13 protein-coding genes are annotated in these 15,745 nt (G+C 68.8%); 2 read left to right on the forward strand and 11 right to left on the reverse strand.

The genetic code is table 11. The features are described from left to right. Window positions 1-170: 170 nt before the first annotated feature. Both AC1Q7H_RS14620 and AC1Q7H_RS14625 read left to right on the forward strand, forming a co-directional pair. Window positions 171-845, forward strand: a complete 675-nt coding sequence (locus AC1Q7H_RS14620; RefSeq protein WP_492381411.1) for a response regulator — start codon at window positions 171-173, stop codon at window positions 843-845. Beyond that, window positions 842-2,254 (forward strand): sensor histidine kinase, encoded by a 1,413-nt coding sequence (locus tag AC1Q7H_RS14625; protein ID WP_492379016.1) that lies wholly within the window; start codon window positions 842-844, stop codon window positions 2,252-2,254. The genes AC1Q7H_RS14620 and AC1Q7H_RS14625 overlap by 4 nt, the downstream gene beginning before the upstream one ends. Before the next feature lie 62 nt (window positions 2,255-2,316). Here the strand turns inward: AC1Q7H_RS14625 and AC1Q7H_RS14630 are convergent, their stop codons facing one another. The 11 genes from AC1Q7H_RS14630 to AC1Q7H_RS14680 form a co-directional block, all read right to left on the reverse strand. Continuing rightward, window positions 2,317-3,108 (reverse strand): ABC transporter permease, encoded by a 792-nt coding sequence (locus AC1Q7H_RS14630; protein ID WP_013957235.1) that lies wholly within the window; start codon window positions 3,106-3,108, stop codon window positions 2,317-2,319. Window positions 3,109-3,140: 32 nt separating this feature from the next. Beyond that, entirely contained in the window at window positions 3,141-3,953 is an 813-nt protein-coding gene (locus tag AC1Q7H_RS14635) for an ABC transporter ATP-binding protein (RefSeq protein WP_013957236.1), read from the reverse strand. 133 nt (window positions 3,954-4,086) lie between these two features. After that, entirely contained in the window at window positions 4,087-5,130 is a 1,044-nt protein-coding gene (locus AC1Q7H_RS14640; protein ID WP_013957237.1) for an ABC transporter substrate-binding protein, read from the reverse strand. 180 nt (window positions 5,131-5,310) lie between these two features. Next, window positions 5,311-6,327, reverse strand: a complete 1,017-nt coding sequence (locus AC1Q7H_RS14645) for a Bug family tripartite tricarboxylate transporter substrate binding protein (RefSeq protein WP_492381412.1) — start codon at window positions 6,325-6,327, stop codon at window positions 5,311-5,313. 48 nt (window positions 6,328-6,375) lie between these two features. Next, on the reverse strand, window positions 6,376-7,344 hold the full coding sequence (locus tag AC1Q7H_RS14650) for a hydroxymethylglutaryl-CoA lyase (RefSeq protein ID WP_211979883.1): 969 nt from the start codon (window positions 7,342-7,344) through the stop codon (window positions 6,376-6,378). Beyond that, complete coding sequence (locus tag AC1Q7H_RS14655; RefSeq protein WP_013957240.1) at window positions 7,341-8,537, reverse strand: CaiB/BaiF CoA transferase family protein; 1,197 nt, start codon at window positions 8,535-8,537, stop codon at window positions 7,341-7,343. The genes AC1Q7H_RS14650 and AC1Q7H_RS14655 overlap by 4 nt, the downstream gene beginning before the upstream one ends. A gap of 177 nt (window positions 8,538-8,714) precedes the next feature. Further along, window positions 8,715-9,620 carry a LysR family transcriptional regulator gene (locus AC1Q7H_RS14660; RefSeq protein WP_013957241.1) on the reverse strand — a complete coding sequence of 302 codons (906 nt, stop codon included), beginning with the start codon at window positions 9,618-9,620 and terminating at the stop codon, window positions 8,715-8,717. A gap of 76 nt (window positions 9,621-9,696) precedes the next feature. Continuing rightward, window positions 9,697-10,311: a recombination mediator RecR gene (recR, locus tag AC1Q7H_RS14665; protein ID WP_013957242.1), complete on the reverse strand. Its 615-nt coding sequence runs from the start codon at window positions 10,309-10,311 to the stop codon at window positions 9,697-9,699. A gap of 8 nt (window positions 10,312-10,319) precedes the next feature. Then, window positions 10,320-10,652, reverse strand: coding sequence for a YbaB/EbfC family nucleoid-associated protein (locus AC1Q7H_RS14670; protein WP_013957243.1), 333 nt, complete (start codon window positions 10,650-10,652; stop codon window positions 10,320-10,322). Window positions 10,653-10,721: 69 nt separating this feature from the next. Next, window positions 10,722-13,058 carry a DNA polymerase III subunit gamma/tau gene (locus AC1Q7H_RS14675; RefSeq protein ID WP_492381413.1) on the reverse strand — a complete coding sequence of 779 codons (2,337 nt, stop codon included), beginning with the start codon at window positions 13,056-13,058 and terminating at the stop codon, window positions 10,722-10,724. Between the two features lie 120 nt (window positions 13,059-13,178). Continuing rightward, window positions 13,179-15,662, reverse strand: coding sequence for an adenosylcobalamin-dependent ribonucleoside-diphosphate reductase (locus AC1Q7H_RS14680; RefSeq protein WP_492381414.1), 2,484 nt, complete (start codon window positions 15,660-15,662; stop codon window positions 13,179-13,181). Window positions 15,663-15,745 lie beyond the last annotated feature (83 nt).

Genomic DNA, 15,745 nt, shown 5'->3' on the forward strand with positions numbered 1-15,745 from the left:
TAGGGGACGCGCACTTTCAGTTCGCTTTCGGAATGCAGGCTTTTCGCAGGCGCGGCGCCGCAGCGGGGTTGGTGGTTTCCCTAGCTTCTAAGCCGGCACACTTCCCTGTATCTGTCTGGCCTCGGCCGTTCCGGCCGTTTTTCCGTATTGCCGCCTGACTGCCCTGCCCCATGCGTATCCTGCTTGCCGAAGACAATGTGATGCTGGCCAATTCCCTGAGCCAGGCCCTGGGCCAGGCCGGCTTCACGGTCGACTGCATGCACGACGGCCGCAGCGCCGACAACCTGCTCAGCACGCAGGACTACGCGCTGCTGATCCTGGACCTGGGCCTGCCCGGACTGGATGGCCTGGAAGTGCTGCGCCGCCTGCGCCAGCGCCGCAACCCGCTGCCGGTGCTGATCCTGACCGCGCACGGCTCAGTCGAAGACCGCGTGCGCGGCCTGGACCTGGGCGCCGACGACTACCTGACCAAGCCCTTCGACCTGTCCGAACTGGAAGCGCGCGCCCGCGCGCTGATCCGCCGTGCCCACGGGCATGAGAGCACGCAGATCGCCTGCGGCCCGCTGCACTACGACAGCGTCAGCCGTGCCGTCCTGCTGCACGGCGAGCTGCTCCCGCTGACCGGGCGCGAGCGCGCCGTGTTGGAGGTGCTGCTGCTGCGCGATGGCCGCGCGGTGAACAAGGCGGCGCTGTCGGAGAAGATCTTCGGCATCGACGAATCGGTCAACCCGGATGCGATCGAGATCTACGTGCACCGGCTGCGCAAGAAGCTCGACGGCAGCGGCGTGGCCATCGTCACGCTGCGCGGGCTGGGCTACCTGCTCGAAGCGCGGCCGGTGGCATGAAGCGCCCACGACAGGCGCCCAGCCTGCGCCTGCAGCTGTCGCTATGGCTGCTGCTGCCGCTGATGGGCCTGCTCGCCTTCGATGCGTGGCTGACCTATGAGCGCGCCATGTCGGCCGCGCATATCGCCTTCGACCGCACGCTGGAGGCGTCGCTGCGCGCGATGCGCGAAGGCATCCGCCTGCGCGAGGGGCGGCTCCAGGTCGACGTGCCCAACCTGGCACTGGAACTCTTCGACGACCAGGCCGGCCCGCGCATCTTCTACCGCATCCGCGACGAGGACGGTGCCACCGTGACCGGCTACGACGACCTGCCGATGCCGGCCGAGGCACCGCTGCGGCTGTACCGCACCGAGTTCTACGACACCGTCTTCCGCGAGCACCCGCTGCGCATGGCGGCCCAGGCGCTGCCGGTGCACGACGTGGGCTCGGCACGCACGCGGCTGGTGTGGGTGCTGGTGGGCGAGACCATCGAGCCGCGCCAGCTGCTGGCGCGCGACATCCTGATCGGCTCGCTGCTGCAGGAACTGATGCTGGTGACGCTGGCGCTGGGCATCGTCTGGCTCGGCGTGCGGCGCGGGCTGCGGCCGCTGAACCGGCTGTCGGACACGGTGGCGCGACGCGGCACGCAGCTCGACCCGATCGAGCAGAAGGACCTGCCCGCCGAGATGAAACCGCTGGTGCAGGCGCTGAACCAGTACATGGACCGGCTCCACGGCATGGTGCAGGCGCGCAAGCGCTTCTTCGCCGATGCCGCGCACCAGCTCAAGACGCCGCTGGCGATCATCCAGGCGCAGTCCGAGCTGGCGCTGCGCGAGCGCGACGGCGAACGCGTGCGCGAGCATATGCGGGTGCTGCACGGCACCGTGCGCCATGCCTCCAAGGGCGTGCAGCAGCTGCTGTCGCTGTCGCGACTGGAGCCTGATGCGGGTTATATGCCCAAGCTCAGGCCGCTGCGACTCGATGCGCTGGCGCAAGGCGTGGCACTGGACTGGGCGCCGGTGGCGCGTGGCAGCGAGGTCGACCTGGGCTTCGAGCAGGAAGAGCCGGTGGAGGTCGCCGGGCAGGCCGAGCTGCTGCAGGAATTGACGGGCAACCTGATCGACAATGCGATCCGCTATGCGGGACATGGCGCAGTGGTCACGGTGCGCGTGGCGCTGGACGGCGGCGTGCCGTGGCTGCAGGTGATCGATAACGGCCCCGGCATCGCGCCGGCAGAGCGCGATGCGGTGTTCCGGCGCTTCTATCGCGGCGAGAGCGGGCGGGCCGTGGAAGGCACCGGGCTGGGGCTGTCGATCGTGCGCGAGATCGCGCGGCTGCATGGTGCAGCGGTGGTGCTGGGGGATACGCCGGGAGGCGGGCTGACCGTATCGGTCTGCTTTGATACGCCTGAGGCAGGCGCCGCAGACTGAGCGCTGCCGGCAAAGCAAAAGGGCGGCCGCAGCCGCCCTTCCCTTCGCTTCGGCACTTCAGTTCAAAGCTTCTCCGTCTCCCCGCTCTGCGGCTGCCACTTCATCAGCCGCTTCTCACCCCTGCCGACCATCCAGTCCAGCACCAGCGCAAACGCCGTCAGCACCACGATGCCGGCAAACACGGTATTGATGTCGAAGGTGCCTTCGGCCTGCAGGATCAGGTAGCCAACGCCGCGCGCCGAGCCCAGGTATTCGCCCACCACCGCGCCCACGAAGGCCAGGCCCACCGAGGTATGCAACGACGAGAACACCCAGCTGGTGGCGCTGGGCAGGTAGACATGGCGCAGCAGCTGCTTCTGGTTGGCGCCCAGCATGCGCGCGTTGGCCAGCACCACCGGGCTCACTTCCTTGACGCCCTGGTAGACGTTGAAGAAGACGATAAAGAACACCAGCGTCACCGCCAGCGCCACCTTCGACCAGATGCCCAGGCCGAACCAGACCGCGAAGATCGGTGCCAGGATCACGCGCGGCATCGAATTCATGGCCTTGACGTAGGGGTCGAGGATGGCGGAGGTCAGCGGGCTCAGCGCCAGCCACAGGCCCACGCCCAGCCCCGCCACCGTGCCGATGCCGAAGGCCAGCACGGTTTCGATCAGCGTTACGCCCAGGTGCAGGTAGATATCGCGCTCGACGATAAACCAGCTCCAGATGCGCTGCGCCACCATCAGCGGCTCACCAAAGAAAAAGGCAACCTGCTGCGAGCGCGTGGCCATATGCCACACGCCGAGGATCACTACTAGGACGAGCAGCTGCCAGACGCGCAGCATGCCCTTGGAGTCGTTACGGAATGCCATCGTGAATTCAGGTCTTGTTGTGATGGGAAGGCTCAGGCCACCTTGAGCTGCTGGGCATAGCCCTTGAGCACTTCTTCGCGCAGCACGTCCCAGATCGCGGCGTGCAGTTCGACAAAGCGCGGATGGTTGCGGATCTCGGCCACGTCGCGCGGGCGCGGCAGGTCGATGGCAAACTCGCCGATCGGGTGTGTGCCCGGGCCGGCCGACAGCACCACCACGCGGTCGCTCATGGCAATGGCCTCGTCCAGGTCGTGGGTGATGAAGAGCACGGCCTTGCGCTTGGCGGCCCACAGCTCCAGCACCTCGTTCTCCATCAGCTGGCGGGTCTGGATATCCAGCGCCGAGAACGGTTCGTCCATCAGGATGATGTCCGGGTCCAGCACCAGCGTCTGCGCCAGCGCGACACGCTTACGCATGCCGCCCGAGAGCTGGTGCGGGTAGCGGTCGCCAAAGCCGCCGAGGCCCACGCGGCGCAGCCATTCCTCGCCCTGCTGCACGGCCTCGGCGCGCGCCACGCCGCGGAACTCCAGGCCGGCGACGACGTTATCCAGCGCGCTGCGCCAGGGCATCAGCGCCTCGGTCTGGAACATATAGCCGGCGCGCCGGTTGATGCCGCGCAGGGGTTCGCCGAACACGCGCACCTCGCCGCTGGAGGGTTCCAGCAGGCCGGCGCCAACGTTCAGCAACGTGGACTTGCCGCAGCCGGTGGGGCCGACCACGGAGACGAATTCGCCGGGCTGGATCGACAGCGTGACGTCCTGGACCGCGGTATAGCGCTGGCTGCGGTCATCGCGCGAGACAAAGGTGCAGGTGACCTTGTCGAGGGAAAGTGCGGGAGTGCTCATGGTGAACCGTCTCGGTCCCGCCGTGGCGGCGCCGGGGGGCGCGGTGCGGGCGGGTGATGATGGATTGGCCGTCAAGGTTTCAAAGCAAAGGCCCGCTGCGGACAGCGGGCCGATGGCATCGACGGCGAGGGTCTTACTTGTACTTGGCGTTGGCCTTCTGCACGAAAGCGTTGGTGTAGGTCTCTTCCAGCTTGACCGGCTTGCCCTTGAGCTCGGCGTCGAACTGGCTCAGCGCGTTGAACGCGGTGCGCGGGCCGTCGGCCGGCATGGTGCCGTCCGGCGAGATCGCTTCCTTGACCTTGTCCCACGCGGCCAGGTACAGCGCGCGGTCACCCAGCAGGTAGCTTTCCGGCACGGTCTTGACGATGTCCGACGGGCCCGCCTTCTGCAGCCACTTGAGCGCGCGCACCATGGCATTGGTCAGCGCCTGCGTGGTGTTGGGGTTCTGCTGGATAAACGCCTGCGACGCATACAGGCAGCCCGACGGCATGTTGCCGCCGAACACGGCCTGGGTGTCCTTGAGCGTACGGGTGTCCGAGGCGATGCGCACTTCGTTCTTCTGCGTCAGCATCGACACCACCGGGTCCAGGTTGGCCATCGCATCGATCTGGCCCGAACGCATCGCCGCCACCGCGCCGGCGCTGGCGCCCACACCGATGAACGACACGTCGGACGGCTTCAGTCCGGCCTTGGCCAGCACGAAGTTGGCCATCATGTTGGTCGACGAGCCCGGCGCGGTCACGCCGATCTTCTTGCCCTTCAGGTCGGCGATCGACTTGAAGTTGGGCATGGTCTTGTTCGACACCACCAGCACGATCTGCGGGGCGCGGCCCTGCAGCACGAATTCCTGGTAGCGCTGGCCCTTGGCCTGCAGGTTGATGGTGTGCTCGTAGGCGCCCGAGACCACGTCGGCGCTGCCGCCCACCACGGCCTGCAGCGCCTTGGCGCCGCCGGCGAAGTCGACAATCTCGACGTCCAGCCCTTCTTCCTTGAAGTAGCCGAGGCGCTCGGCAATGGTCAGCGGCAGGTAGTAGAACAGGTTCTTGCCGCCCACCGCGATGGTGACCTTGGTCTTCTCGGGCTTGCCCTGCGCCTGCGCCTGGCCGAAGGTGAACCAGCCGGCCAGGAACAGCGCCAGCGCGATCAGGAATTGCTTCCAGAATTTTTTGTTATACATGCGAGATCTCCTACCCGTGTGGACTGGCGCTGCGGCAACATGCGCTCGAAGGGGGCGCGCCGCGGTGCGGCAAATTGCGATGCTACCGGACGGTGCGATGCACCGCATCGGTATCAACACCTAGCAAACCCGCCAGCTTAGCGCCCTTACCTTTCGATCACCTTGCCTCAGCCCTCGCCATCATTCCGCGTGGATGTCGGCGGACTTGATCACCTTGCCCCAGCGCGCCAGCTCCGCCTTCTGGTACTGCCCCAGTTGCTGCGGGTTCATGTACTTGGCCTCGGCGCCCAGGTCCTCGGCCTTCTTGCGGAAGGCTTCGGTGCGCATGATCTTCTCGATCTCGCCGGTCAGCTTGTCGATCACCGGCTTGGGCGTGCCGGCCGGCGCGTACATCGCAAACCACGACGACACGTCCAGGTCGGGGTAGCCAGCCTCGGGCGCCGACGGCACGTCCTTCAGGCTGGGCAGGCGGGTCTTGCTGGTCACTACCAGCGGACGCAGCTTGCCGGCGGCGATATGGGCCATCAGCGGCGGCGGCGTGGTGATGGTCAGGTCCACCGAGCCGCCCAGCAGGTCGGTCATGGCCGGGCCGGTGCCCTTGTAGGGCACGTGCGTGATTCTCGTGCCGGCCATCTGGTTCAGCAGCTCGGTCGAGACGTGCTGCAGCGAGCCGTTGCCCGACGAGGCGTAGTTGAGCTTGTCCGGATTGGCCTTGGCGTAGGCCACCAGTTCCTTCAGCGACTTGACCGGCAGGCTCGGACGCACCACCAGCACCTGCGGCGCCGACAGGATATTAGCCACCGGCGCAAAGTCCTTGACCGGGTCCCACGACAGGTTCTTGACCAGCAGCGGCGTGATCACGTGGAAGCCCGAGTACTGCAGCATCAGCGTGTAGCCGTCCGGCTTGGCCCGCGCCACCAGTTGCGCGGCGATGCTGCCGTTGCCGCCGGGACGGTTGTCCACCACCACCGGCTGGCCGAGCGCCTTGGACAGCGGTTCCGCAATCATGCGCGCCGCGATGTCGGTGGTGCCACCGGCCGCGGCCGATACCACCAGCGTCACCGGACGGGTGGGATAGGTACCGTCCTGCGCCAGGGCGACAGGCGCGAACCATGCCACACCGAGTGCCGCCAGCGTGGCGGCTACGGCCTTGCGCCGTGCGGGCATGGCGGACTTGCGTTGAAGGGCTTGCTTCATGAGGGTCTCCGTTATCTGTTGGATGTGTTGTTTTTGTCTGGGTGCCGGCTATGCCTGCCCGGCGAAATGCTCTGCCATCCAGGCCGGCGGCTGGTGCGTGCGCAGGCGCGGGCCGGCGCTCAGCAGCTGGCTGTGGATGTCGCGCCCGACCAGCGCCGGCATGCCGGCCACCACGTCGAGCAGCGCGCCCAGGTCGACGCCGGTCTCGACGCCCATGCAGTCGAACATATGGACCAGGTCTTCGGTGCTGACGTTGCCGCTGGCACCGGGGGCGTAAGGGCAGCCGCCCAGGCCGCCGGCGGCCGCGTCGAAGCGCGTCACGCCGGTCTGCCAGGCTGCCAGGGCATTGGCCAGGCCCATGCCGCGGGTGTTGTGCAGGTGGATGGTCAGGCCGGTATCGGGCAGCGTGGCCTGGAAGGCCTCGCACAGCGCCGCGACCTGGTTCGGGTAGGCCATGCCGGTGGTGTCGCACAGCGTGATGCCGGCCGCGCCGGCCTCGGCAAAGCGGGTGGCCAGTGCCATCACCGCGCCGGTATCGACCTCGCCCTCGAACGGGCAGCCGAACACCGTCGACAGCGACACGTTGACCGGCACACCGGCGGCGCCCGCCGCCTCGATCATCGCCAGCAATTGCGCTTGCGACTGCTCGCGCGTCATGCGCAGGTTGGCGCGATTGTGCGTCTCGCTGGCCGACATCACCAGGTTGACCTCATCCGGCTGGCACGACAGCGCACGCTCCAGCCCGCGCAGGTTGGGCACCAGCGCGGTATAGCGCACGCCCGGGTGGCGCCGCATGCGGTGCATCAGTGTCTCGGCGTCGGCCAGCGCCGGGATGGCGCGGGCCGAGGTGAACGAGGTGGCTTCGATGCGGGCAAAGCCGCAGGCCGACAGCGCGTCGAGGAAGGCGACCTTGGCGTCGGTCGGCACCACCACCGGCTCGATCTGCAGGCCGTCGCGCGGCGCGACTTCATTGATCTCGACGCGTGCCGGGCCGCGCAGGTTGGCGGCGGCGCTCATGCGATCACCTTGCGCGCGCGCAGGTCGGCGATGGCGGCGTCATCGAAGCCAGCCTGCTTCAGCACCGCATCGGTATGCTCGCCCAGCGTCGGCGCGCGGTCATGGATTTCCCCCGGGCTGGCCGACAGCTTGGGCACTACGCCCGGCACTTCCACCGTGAGCCCGCCGGCCGAGGTCACCGACTCGATCACGCCACGGGCGCGGTAGTGCGGGTCTTCGGCGATGTCCTTGACGGTATAGATGCGGCCAGACGGCACCTGCGCGTCGCGCAGCACCGCCAGCGCCGAGTCCACCGTCTGCGTGCGGGTCCAGTCCGCGATGGCGGCATCGATTTCGTCCACGCGCTTCACGCGGCCATCGTTCTGCGCCAGCGCCGGATCGTCGGCCAGGTCGGGCCGGCCGATGGCCAGCATCATGCGCTTGAAGATGGCGTCGCCATTGGCCGCCACCAGCACGTATTCGCCGCTGGCGCAGGGGTAGGCATTGGACGGCGCGATCCCCGGCAACGCGCCGCCAGCGGGCTGGCGCACCGCGCCGAAGGCCGAGTATTCCGGCAGCAGGCTTTCGCTCAGGTTGAACAGCGACTCGTACAGCGCCACGTCGATGACCTGGCCTTCGCCGCCGCGCGCGTCGCGCTGATACAGCGCCAGCAGCACGCCCATGGCGCCGTGCAGGCCGGCGATGGTGTCGCCCAGCGACAGCCCGGCGCGCACCGGCGCGCGGCCAGGCTCGCCGGTCAGGTGGCGCAGGCCGGCCATGGCTTCGGCCACGGCGGCAAAGCCGGGCTCATCCTTCTTCGGGCCGGTCTGGCCGTAGCCCGACACGCGCAGCATGATCAGGCGCGGGTTGTCGGCATGCAGCACATCCCAGCCCAGGCCCCACTTCTCCATGGTGCCAGGGCGGAAGTTCTCGATCAGCACGTCGGCCTCGGCGGCCAGCTTGCGCACCAGTGCCTGGCCTTCCGGCTGGCGCAGGTCGATGCAGATCGACTCCTTGTTGCGCGACTGGGCCTCCCACCAGACCGAGGTGCCTTCATGCAGCATGCGCCATTTGCGCAGCGGGTCGCCCTGCCCCGGCGGCTCCACCTTGATGATGTGGGCACCAAAGTCGGCCAGGGTCTTGGCGGCAAAGGGGCCGGCGATGAGTTGTCCGAGTTCGAGGACGCGAATGCCCTCGAGGATCTGTTGCGCCATGGGGTGTCTCCGTGCGATGCGGTGTTTTGTTGCAGTGCGGCAAGCCCAATGACTGGCTTGTCATACATTGCGTTCGAACGGAGTGTGCCCCAGCAGGGGCCCGCCAGGAATCGGCAATCGGAGAAGCGGGCTTTCTCGGAACGCGAAAGGCTCCGGAGGCGCCTCAGCACAGGGGCGTCAGAACGGCGCCCGGTCCCCGCACAGGTGGCTGATCAGCAGCCGCGCCGACACCGTCAGCCCGGCCGGGTCGCGCAGCCCGATCAGCAGCGAGCGGCGCGCCCAGGCGTCCTGCAGCGACACCAGCGACAGCCCCATCGACTTGACATGCGGCTCGGCCGCGATGCGCGGCAGCACGCCCACGCCCAGGCCGGCCATCACCATGCGGCACATGGCATCGAAGCTGCGCACCTGGATGCGCAGCCGGAACGGCCGGTCCAGCCGGCTGCTCTCTTCCAGCAGGCGGGCGGCCAGCGAGGTTTCCTGCGGCAGGCTGACGAAGTCGAATTCCAGCGTATCGGCGTAGTGCACCGGGCCGCGCGCGGCCAGCGGATGGTTGGGCGGCGTGATGATGACCAGCTCGTCCTGCCGGTACTCGATCGTCATCAGCCCGGCCGCGGGGGTGCGGTCGGCAAAGATGCCCACGTCGGCGCGGTTCTCGATCAGCGCGGCGACGATGTCGCGGCTGTTCTGTTCTTCCAGCTCGATGCGGATGGTGGGATGGCGCTGCATGAACGACGCCAGGTCGTCGGGCAGGAACTGCGTGATCGCCGAAGTGTTGGCGCACACCCGCACCTGCCCGCGCACGCCCGAGGCGTAGTCCGACATCACGCCGGCCATGCGTTCGACGTCCTGCAGGATGGTCAGCGCATGGTGGAAGCAGGCCTGGCCGGCCTCGGTCAGCTGCACGCCGGCGGCATGGCGGAAGAACAGCGGCGCGCCGACCGCGGTTTCCAGGTCTGAGATGCGCTTGCTGGCGGCGGCCACGGCCAGGTGCGACTGGCGCGCGCCGGCCGAGATGCTGCCCTGCCGGGCCACGGCGACGAACAAGCCAAGCGTGACGAGATCGAAGCGGGCCAGGTTCATGGGGCAGGCAGGTAGGCGGAGGAATCCGGTGATCGGCGCGCGGGCACGTGGGCGTTCCGGCCCCGCGCGATCGGGCTCAGAGGTTGCGGCGGTCCATCACCGCGCGGGCGATGGTGCCGGCATCGACGTATTCCAGCTCGCCGCCCACCGGCACGCCGCGCGCCAGGCGCGACACCTTGAGGCCGCGCGCCTTGAGCATTTCGCCGATGTAGTGCGCGGTGGCCTCGCCTTCGCTGGTGAAGTTGGTGGCGACGATGACCTCGCCGACCGGGCCGCCCAGCTCAGGCTCGGTGGCGCGCGCGAGCAGCCTGTCCAGGTGGATCTCGCGCGGGCCGATGCCATCCAGCGGCGAGAGCCGGCCCATCAGCACGAAGTACTTGCCGCGGTAGGTCAGGGTCTGCTCGATCATGACCTGGTCGGCCGGAGTTTCCACCACGCACAGCAGCGAGGCGTCGCGGCGGTCGTCCAGGCAGGTCGCGCAGATCTCCTGCTCGGTGAAGGTGTTGCAGCGCTGGCAATGGCGGATATGGTCCGCCGCGCCGCGCAGTGCATCGCCCAGCTTGCGCGCGCCCTCGCGGTCGTGCTGCAGCAGGTGGTAGGCCATGCGCTGGGCGGACTTGGGCCCGACGCCGGGCAGCACCCGCAGCGCTTCGACCAGTGCCTGCAGCGAGGTCGGGGACGATGCCTTCACAGTGGCGTTCAGAACGGCAGCTTGAAGCCCGGGGGCAGCGGCAGGCCCGAGGTCATCGAGCCCATCTTTTCCTGCGAGGTGGCTTCGGCCTTGCGCACGGCGTCATTGAAGGCGGCGGCGACCAGGTCTTCCAGCAGGTCCTTGTCTTCGCCCTCGGCCAGCAGGCTAGGGTCGATGGTGACGCGCTTGACGTCGTTCTTGCAGGTCATGACCACCTTGACGAGACCGGCGCCGGACTGGCCCTCGACCTCGATCAGGGCCAGCTGCTCCTGCATCTTCTTCATGTTTTCCTGCATCTGCTGGGCTTGCTTCATCAGCCCGGCGAGTTGACCTTTCATCATGATGGAATGCTCCTGGATTCGGTAAGAAATTCGGCAAAGTAGTTCGGTAAAGCAAACGCAGGCCGCGGATCAGGCGGCGCGCGGCTGGATCGAGCCCGGCACGATCTGGCCGCCAAAATCGCGCAGCAGGCCCTGTACAAAGGGATCGGCCTCGATCACTGCCTCGGCCTGGCGCTGGCGCTCGGCGCGCGCCTCGGCATCGGCGGCCGCCGCGGTGATGGAAACCCCGCCCACCTCGCAGACCACGCGCACCGGCACGCCAAAGTGGTCGCACAGCGCCTGCTGCAGCCGCTCGGACACGCCGTTCTCGCCCAGGGCCGCGACCGGGATGCGCAGGTGGAAGGTGCGCCCGACCACCTGGGTCAGTTCGCTCTGGTAGGCCAGCTGCTGTGCCAGGCCCTTCAAGGGCAGGCCAGCGGCCAGCACCGGCCATTCGCCGGTGAAGGCCGGCGGGGTGCCATCCTCGCCCGCCGCAGGCGGTCGCGGGGCGACGAATTTGGCGGACTCTGCCGGCGCCGTGGCTGACGGCACGGAAGCGGCCTCGCGCGCCGGCTCGGCCTCGCGCGCGGGTGCCCGGCCCGGCCGGGCCGGGCCGTTACGCGGCGCGGCGGCAGGCGGTGCCGGTTCGTTGAAACCGCTGTCGCGGTAGCCAGGATCGCTGTCATAGGGGCCTATGACCGGCAGGTCAGGCGGCAGCTCTTCCCACGGCGGCACGTCGCTGCCACCCGCCAACTCCCAGGGCGGCACGGATTCCGGCTCCACCTGGCGCGCCGCGGGCTGCGCGGCGGGCCGTGCCGGCGCTGCCGGAGACTGGACTGGCGGCTGCATGGGCGCCTTCGCAACCGGTGCCGGCGGGCGGCTCACGGCTGCGGCGCCGGGCGCGCGCAAGGGTTGGGCCGGCGGGCGCTGCGCGGCAGCCGGCGCTGGCGGCATGGCCGGCGGCGGCGCCTTGCGGCCGCCACCACGAGCAGCGGAACCCTGGCGGGCAGCGGCCAGCGCGGCGGCGGCGGGCGACATGGCCCCGTTGCCGGCGGCTGCGGCCGGGCGCGCTGGCGCTGCTTCAGGGGATGCAGCAACTGTGGCAGGCGCTGCCGCAGCTTCGGCCATGGGCGCAGGCTGTACCGCCCGTGCGGGCACAGAGGCAGGGACAGGCGCCGCCGCAGTACCGGCATTGGCCTGCGCGGCGGCGTTGGCACCAGCCGCCGCATAGCGGGTATCAACGGGCGGGGCGGTCTCCAGCACGGCAGCGCCGCGCTGACGCGCAGGCGCGGCACCACCGCCCTGCCCTTGCGTCGTGGCGGGTTCAGACGACGGCCGGAACGCCAGCATGCGCAGCAGCGTCATGGTGAAGCCGGCGTACTCGTCCGGCGCGAGCGCCAGCTCGCTGCGGCCGAGGTTGGCGATCTGGTAGAACAGCTGCACTTCCTGCGCGTCGAACACGCCGGCCAGGCGCCGCACCTCATCGGCTTCGGGCCATTCGTCCTGCACCGAGGCCGGCACGGCCTGCGCCAGCGCCACCTTGTGCAGCAGCGAGCCCAGGTCCTGCAGCGCGCCGGCAAACGACAGGCTGCGGTCGGCCATGGCATCGGCAATCGCCAGCATGGCGGCGCCGTCCTCGGCGGCCAGCGCATCGAGCAGCTGCACCAGGTAGCCCTGGTCGATCGCGCCCAGCATGCCGCGCACCGCGTCTTCCGACACCTGGCCCGCGCTGTAGGCGATGGCTTGGTCGGTCAGAGACAGCGCGTCGCGCATCGAGCCGTGCGCGGCCTGGGCCAGTAGCCGCAGCGCGTTGCCGTCGTGGGCAATGCCTTCCTGCGCCAGGATATGGTCCAGGTGCGAGACGATATGCCCCGGCGGCATCTGCTTGAGGTTGAACTGCAGGCAGCGCGACAGCACCGTGACCGGGATCTTCTGCGGATCGGTGGTGGCGAGGATGAACTTGACGTGCCCGGGTGGCTCCTCCAGCGTCTTCAGCATGGCGTTGAAGGCGTGGTTGGTCAGCATGTGCACTTCGTCGATCATGTAGACCTTGAAGCGCCCGGAGGTCGGGGCGTAGACCGCCTTGTCCAGCAACTGCGCCATCTCGTCGACGCCGCGGTTGGAGGCGGCGTCCATCTCGATGTAGTCGACGAAGCGGCCGCTGTCGATCTCCTGGCAGGCCTTGCACTGCCCACACGGCTGGGCGGTGATGCCGCCGTTGCCGTCAGGGCCGATGCAGTTCAGGGCCTTGGCCAGGATCCGCGACAGCGTGGTCTTGCCGACCCCGCGCGTGCCGGTGAACAGGTAGGCATGGTGCAGCCGCTGCTGTTCCAGCGCGTGCGTGAGCGCGCGGACCACGTGCTCCTGGCCGACCAGCGTGGTGAAATCCCTGGGGCGCCATTTGCGCGCTAGAACTTGATAACTCATGGCGGCGATTGTAGCAAAAGGCGGCCCCCCTCCGGCCGCCGCCGCCCCGACCTCGCGGTCTTTATTCGCCACGCGCCGCGCGGGCCGGCTCCGGTGGCCGCAACCCGCCCGCGGCGGGGCTCAGGCGCACTCGCCCACGTAGCCGCAATTGGCGCATTTGGCGCAGCCGTCGACCTTGTGCAGGGCGTGCGCGCCACACTCCGGGCACGGCTTGCCGGTGCCGACACCGGGGGTGCCGGGGGCCCGGGCCTGGCTGGCGAGTTCGGCCCCGGCATCCAGCGCCTGCCCCCCACCCTCGCGCTGGGCGAGCCTGGCGGCCAGCGCCGCTACCGGCACCTGGCCGCCCTCGGCATCCAGGAAGCCGCGCTTGATCAGGATGCGCTGCAGCGCGTAGCTGAGCGCGGCCACTTCGGAGTCATGGAAGCGCGGCACCTCGGTGCCGTCCTGGCGCACCAGCGTGCCGTAGCGCACCGTGCCCTTGTCCCACACCACGTTGCGCATGTCCGCCAGCGCCTTGGCCACCGAGCCGCCCGAGCGCGCCACCATCGACAACAGCCGCATGGTGGAGGTAATCCACTGCTGGCCCTCGCTGCGCTGCCCCGCCGGCATGAAGAACTCCACCGGACGCTCGATCTCCACCGGCTTTCCGTCGGCCACGCCGGCGACGCGCATGAAGTTGACGGTCAGGTAAACGGTCTTGTGGCCTTCGTAGGTCAGGTATTCGACCTTGGACGTCACCCCCTCCAGGTCGCCCACCGGCCGGCTGCCGAAGGGGCGCACCAACGGATTGTCGTCGGCCACGGCAGCGGGCGCCGCCGCCGGCGCCTCTACTGACAGCACGGCCCCCAGCACCGAATTGGGGCGATAGGTCGCCAGCCCCTTCAGGCCGGCCTTCCACGCCTCCAGGTACAGGTTGCGGAAGGCTTCGTACGGATAATCCTCTGGTACGTTGACGGTCTTGCTGATGCTGGTGTCGATATACGGCTGCACCGCCTCCAGCATCCGCATATGGTCCAGCGCCGACATCTGCAGCGCGGTGACGAAGGCGTCCGGCAACTGGGCCATGTCGGCCCCCATGTGACGGTAAAGCCGCCAGGCATGGTCCGCCACCTCGAAGCTGCGGTAGCTGTTGTCCGGCATCCGCTTCTTGCGGTTGTAGGTCCACGAGAAGGCGGGCTCGATGCCGTTGGAGGCATTATCGGCAAAGGCCAGCGTGATCGTGCCGGTGGGTGCGATCGACAGCAGGTGCGAATTGCGCAGCCCATTGCGCGCAATGGCATCGCGCAAGCGTTCGGGCAGCCGCCCGGCAAATCCGCTCTGCAGGTAGGCATTGGCATCGAACAAGGGGAAGGCGCCCTTCTCCACCGCCAGTTCGGTCGACGCCAGGTAGGCATCGTCGCGCATGCGTTCCGAGATCCGCGCCGCCAGTTGCCGCGCCGGCTCGGCGTCATAGCGCAGGCCCAGCATCACCAGCGCGCTGCCCAGCCCCAGGAAGCCCAGCCCGACGCGGCGCTTGGCGTGGGCCTCGGCCTGCTGTTCGGGCAACGGCCAGAAGGTCACGTCGAGCACGTTGTCGAGCATGCGCGTGGCCACGCGCACCACCTCGGCAAAGGCATCGAAATCGAATTCGGCCTGCGGCGAGAACGGCTGGCGCACGAAGCGCGTCAGGTTGATCGAGCCCAGGCAGCAGCAGCCATAGGACGGCAGCGGCTGCTCGGCGCAGGGGTTGGTGGCCTCGATGCGCTCGCAGTAATAAAGGTTGTTGTCGGCGTTGATCTGCGACAGGAACAGGATGCCCGGCTCGGCATGGTCGTAGGTGGCCTGCATGACCTGGTCCCACAGGTTGCGCGCCGGCACGCGCCGGTACACCCACTGGCCGTCGTCGCGGCGATAGGCGCCCGCGGCGATCATGTCGGCGCCCGGCTCGGCCTCATGCACCAGTTCGACCTCGCCGTCGGCCTGCACGGCCTGCATGAAGGCGTCAGTGACGCCGATGGAGATATTGAAGTTGCTGAGGTCGCCCTTGTCCTTGGCGTGGATAAAGCTCTCGATATCGGGATGGTCGCAGCGCAGCACGCCCATCTGCGCACCGCGGCGCGCGCCGGCGGATTCCACGGTGGCGCAGGATGCGTCGAACACCTTCATGAACGACACCGGCCCCGAGGCGCGCGAATGCGTGGCCCGCACAAGCGCGCCGGCGGGGCGGATCGCGGAGAAGTCATAGCCCACGCCGCCGCCGCGGCGCATGGTCTCGGCGGCCTGCGCCACCGCCGTGTAGATGCTGGGGCGGCCCTCGCGCGGCTCCGACACCGAATCGCCCACCGGCTGCACGAAGCAGTTGATCAGCGTGGCCTGGATGCCGGTGCCCGCCGCCGAATTGATGCGCCCGGCCGGCACGAAGCCGTTTTCCTGCGCCCACAGGAAGCGCGCGCTCCAGGCCTCGCGCTGGTCCTCGGGTTCGGCCTGCGCCAGCGCGCGCGCCACGCGTTGCCTGACATCGGCAATGCTGCGCTCTTCGCCCTTGGCGTATTTCTCGATCAGGACTTCGGTGGAGATTTCCTGCGGCGCCAGGGCGCCGCGAATGATCTGGTCGTTTGCGTTCATGTATTGGCTCACCACGGTCTGGGTCGGTGAATGGTCGGGCCGCCGCGGCCCGCGTTCCCTGCGCCAGATCAAGCCGACGCATT

The organism is Cupriavidus sp. GW823-FHT06D04 (assembly GCF_058795055.1).

Excerpts from the sequence above, each read along its gene's own strand:
- AC1Q7H_RS14620 (WP_492381411.1), top strand. The coding sequence starts at position 171 with ATGCGTATCCTGCTTGCCGAAGACAATGTGATGCTGGCCAATTCCCTG.
- AC1Q7H_RS14625 (WP_492379016.1), top strand. The coding sequence starts at position 842 with ATGAAGCGCCCACGACAGGCGCCCAGCCTGCGCCTGCAGCTGTCGCTA.
- AC1Q7H_RS14630 (WP_013957235.1), bottom strand. The coding sequence starts at position 3,108 with ATGGCATTCCGTAACGACTCCAAGGGCATGCTGCGCGTCTGGCAGCTG.
- AC1Q7H_RS14635 (WP_013957236.1), bottom strand. The coding sequence starts at position 3,953 with ATGAGCACTCCCGCACTTTCCCTCGACAAGGTCACCTGCACCTTTGTC.
- AC1Q7H_RS14640 (WP_013957237.1), bottom strand. The coding sequence starts at position 5,130 with ATGTATAACAAAAAATTCTGGAAGCAATTCCTGATCGCGCTGGCGCTG.
- AC1Q7H_RS14645 (WP_492381412.1), bottom strand. The coding sequence starts at position 6,327 with ATGAAGCAAGCCCTTCAACGCAAGTCCGCCATGCCCGCACGGCGCAAG.
- AC1Q7H_RS14650 (WP_211979883.1), bottom strand. The coding sequence starts at position 7,344 with ATGAGCGCCGCCGCCAACCTGCGCGGCCCGGCACGCGTCGAGATCAAT.
- AC1Q7H_RS14655 (WP_013957240.1), bottom strand. The coding sequence starts at position 8,537 with ATGGCGCAACAGATCCTCGAGGGCATTCGCGTCCTCGAACTCGGACAA.
- AC1Q7H_RS14660 (WP_013957241.1), bottom strand. The coding sequence starts at position 9,620 with ATGAACCTGGCCCGCTTCGATCTCGTCACGCTTGGCTTGTTCGTCGCC.
- AC1Q7H_RS14670 (WP_013957243.1), bottom strand. The coding sequence starts at position 10,652 with ATGATGAAAGGTCAACTCGCCGGGCTGATGAAGCAAGCCCAGCAGATG.
- AC1Q7H_RS14675 (WP_492381413.1), bottom strand. The coding sequence starts at position 13,058 with ATGAGTTATCAAGTTCTAGCGCGCAAATGGCGCCCCAGGGATTTCACC.
- AC1Q7H_RS14680 (WP_492381414.1), bottom strand. The coding sequence starts at position 15,662 with ATGAACGCAAACGACCAGATCATTCGCGGCGCCCTGGCGCCGCAGGAA.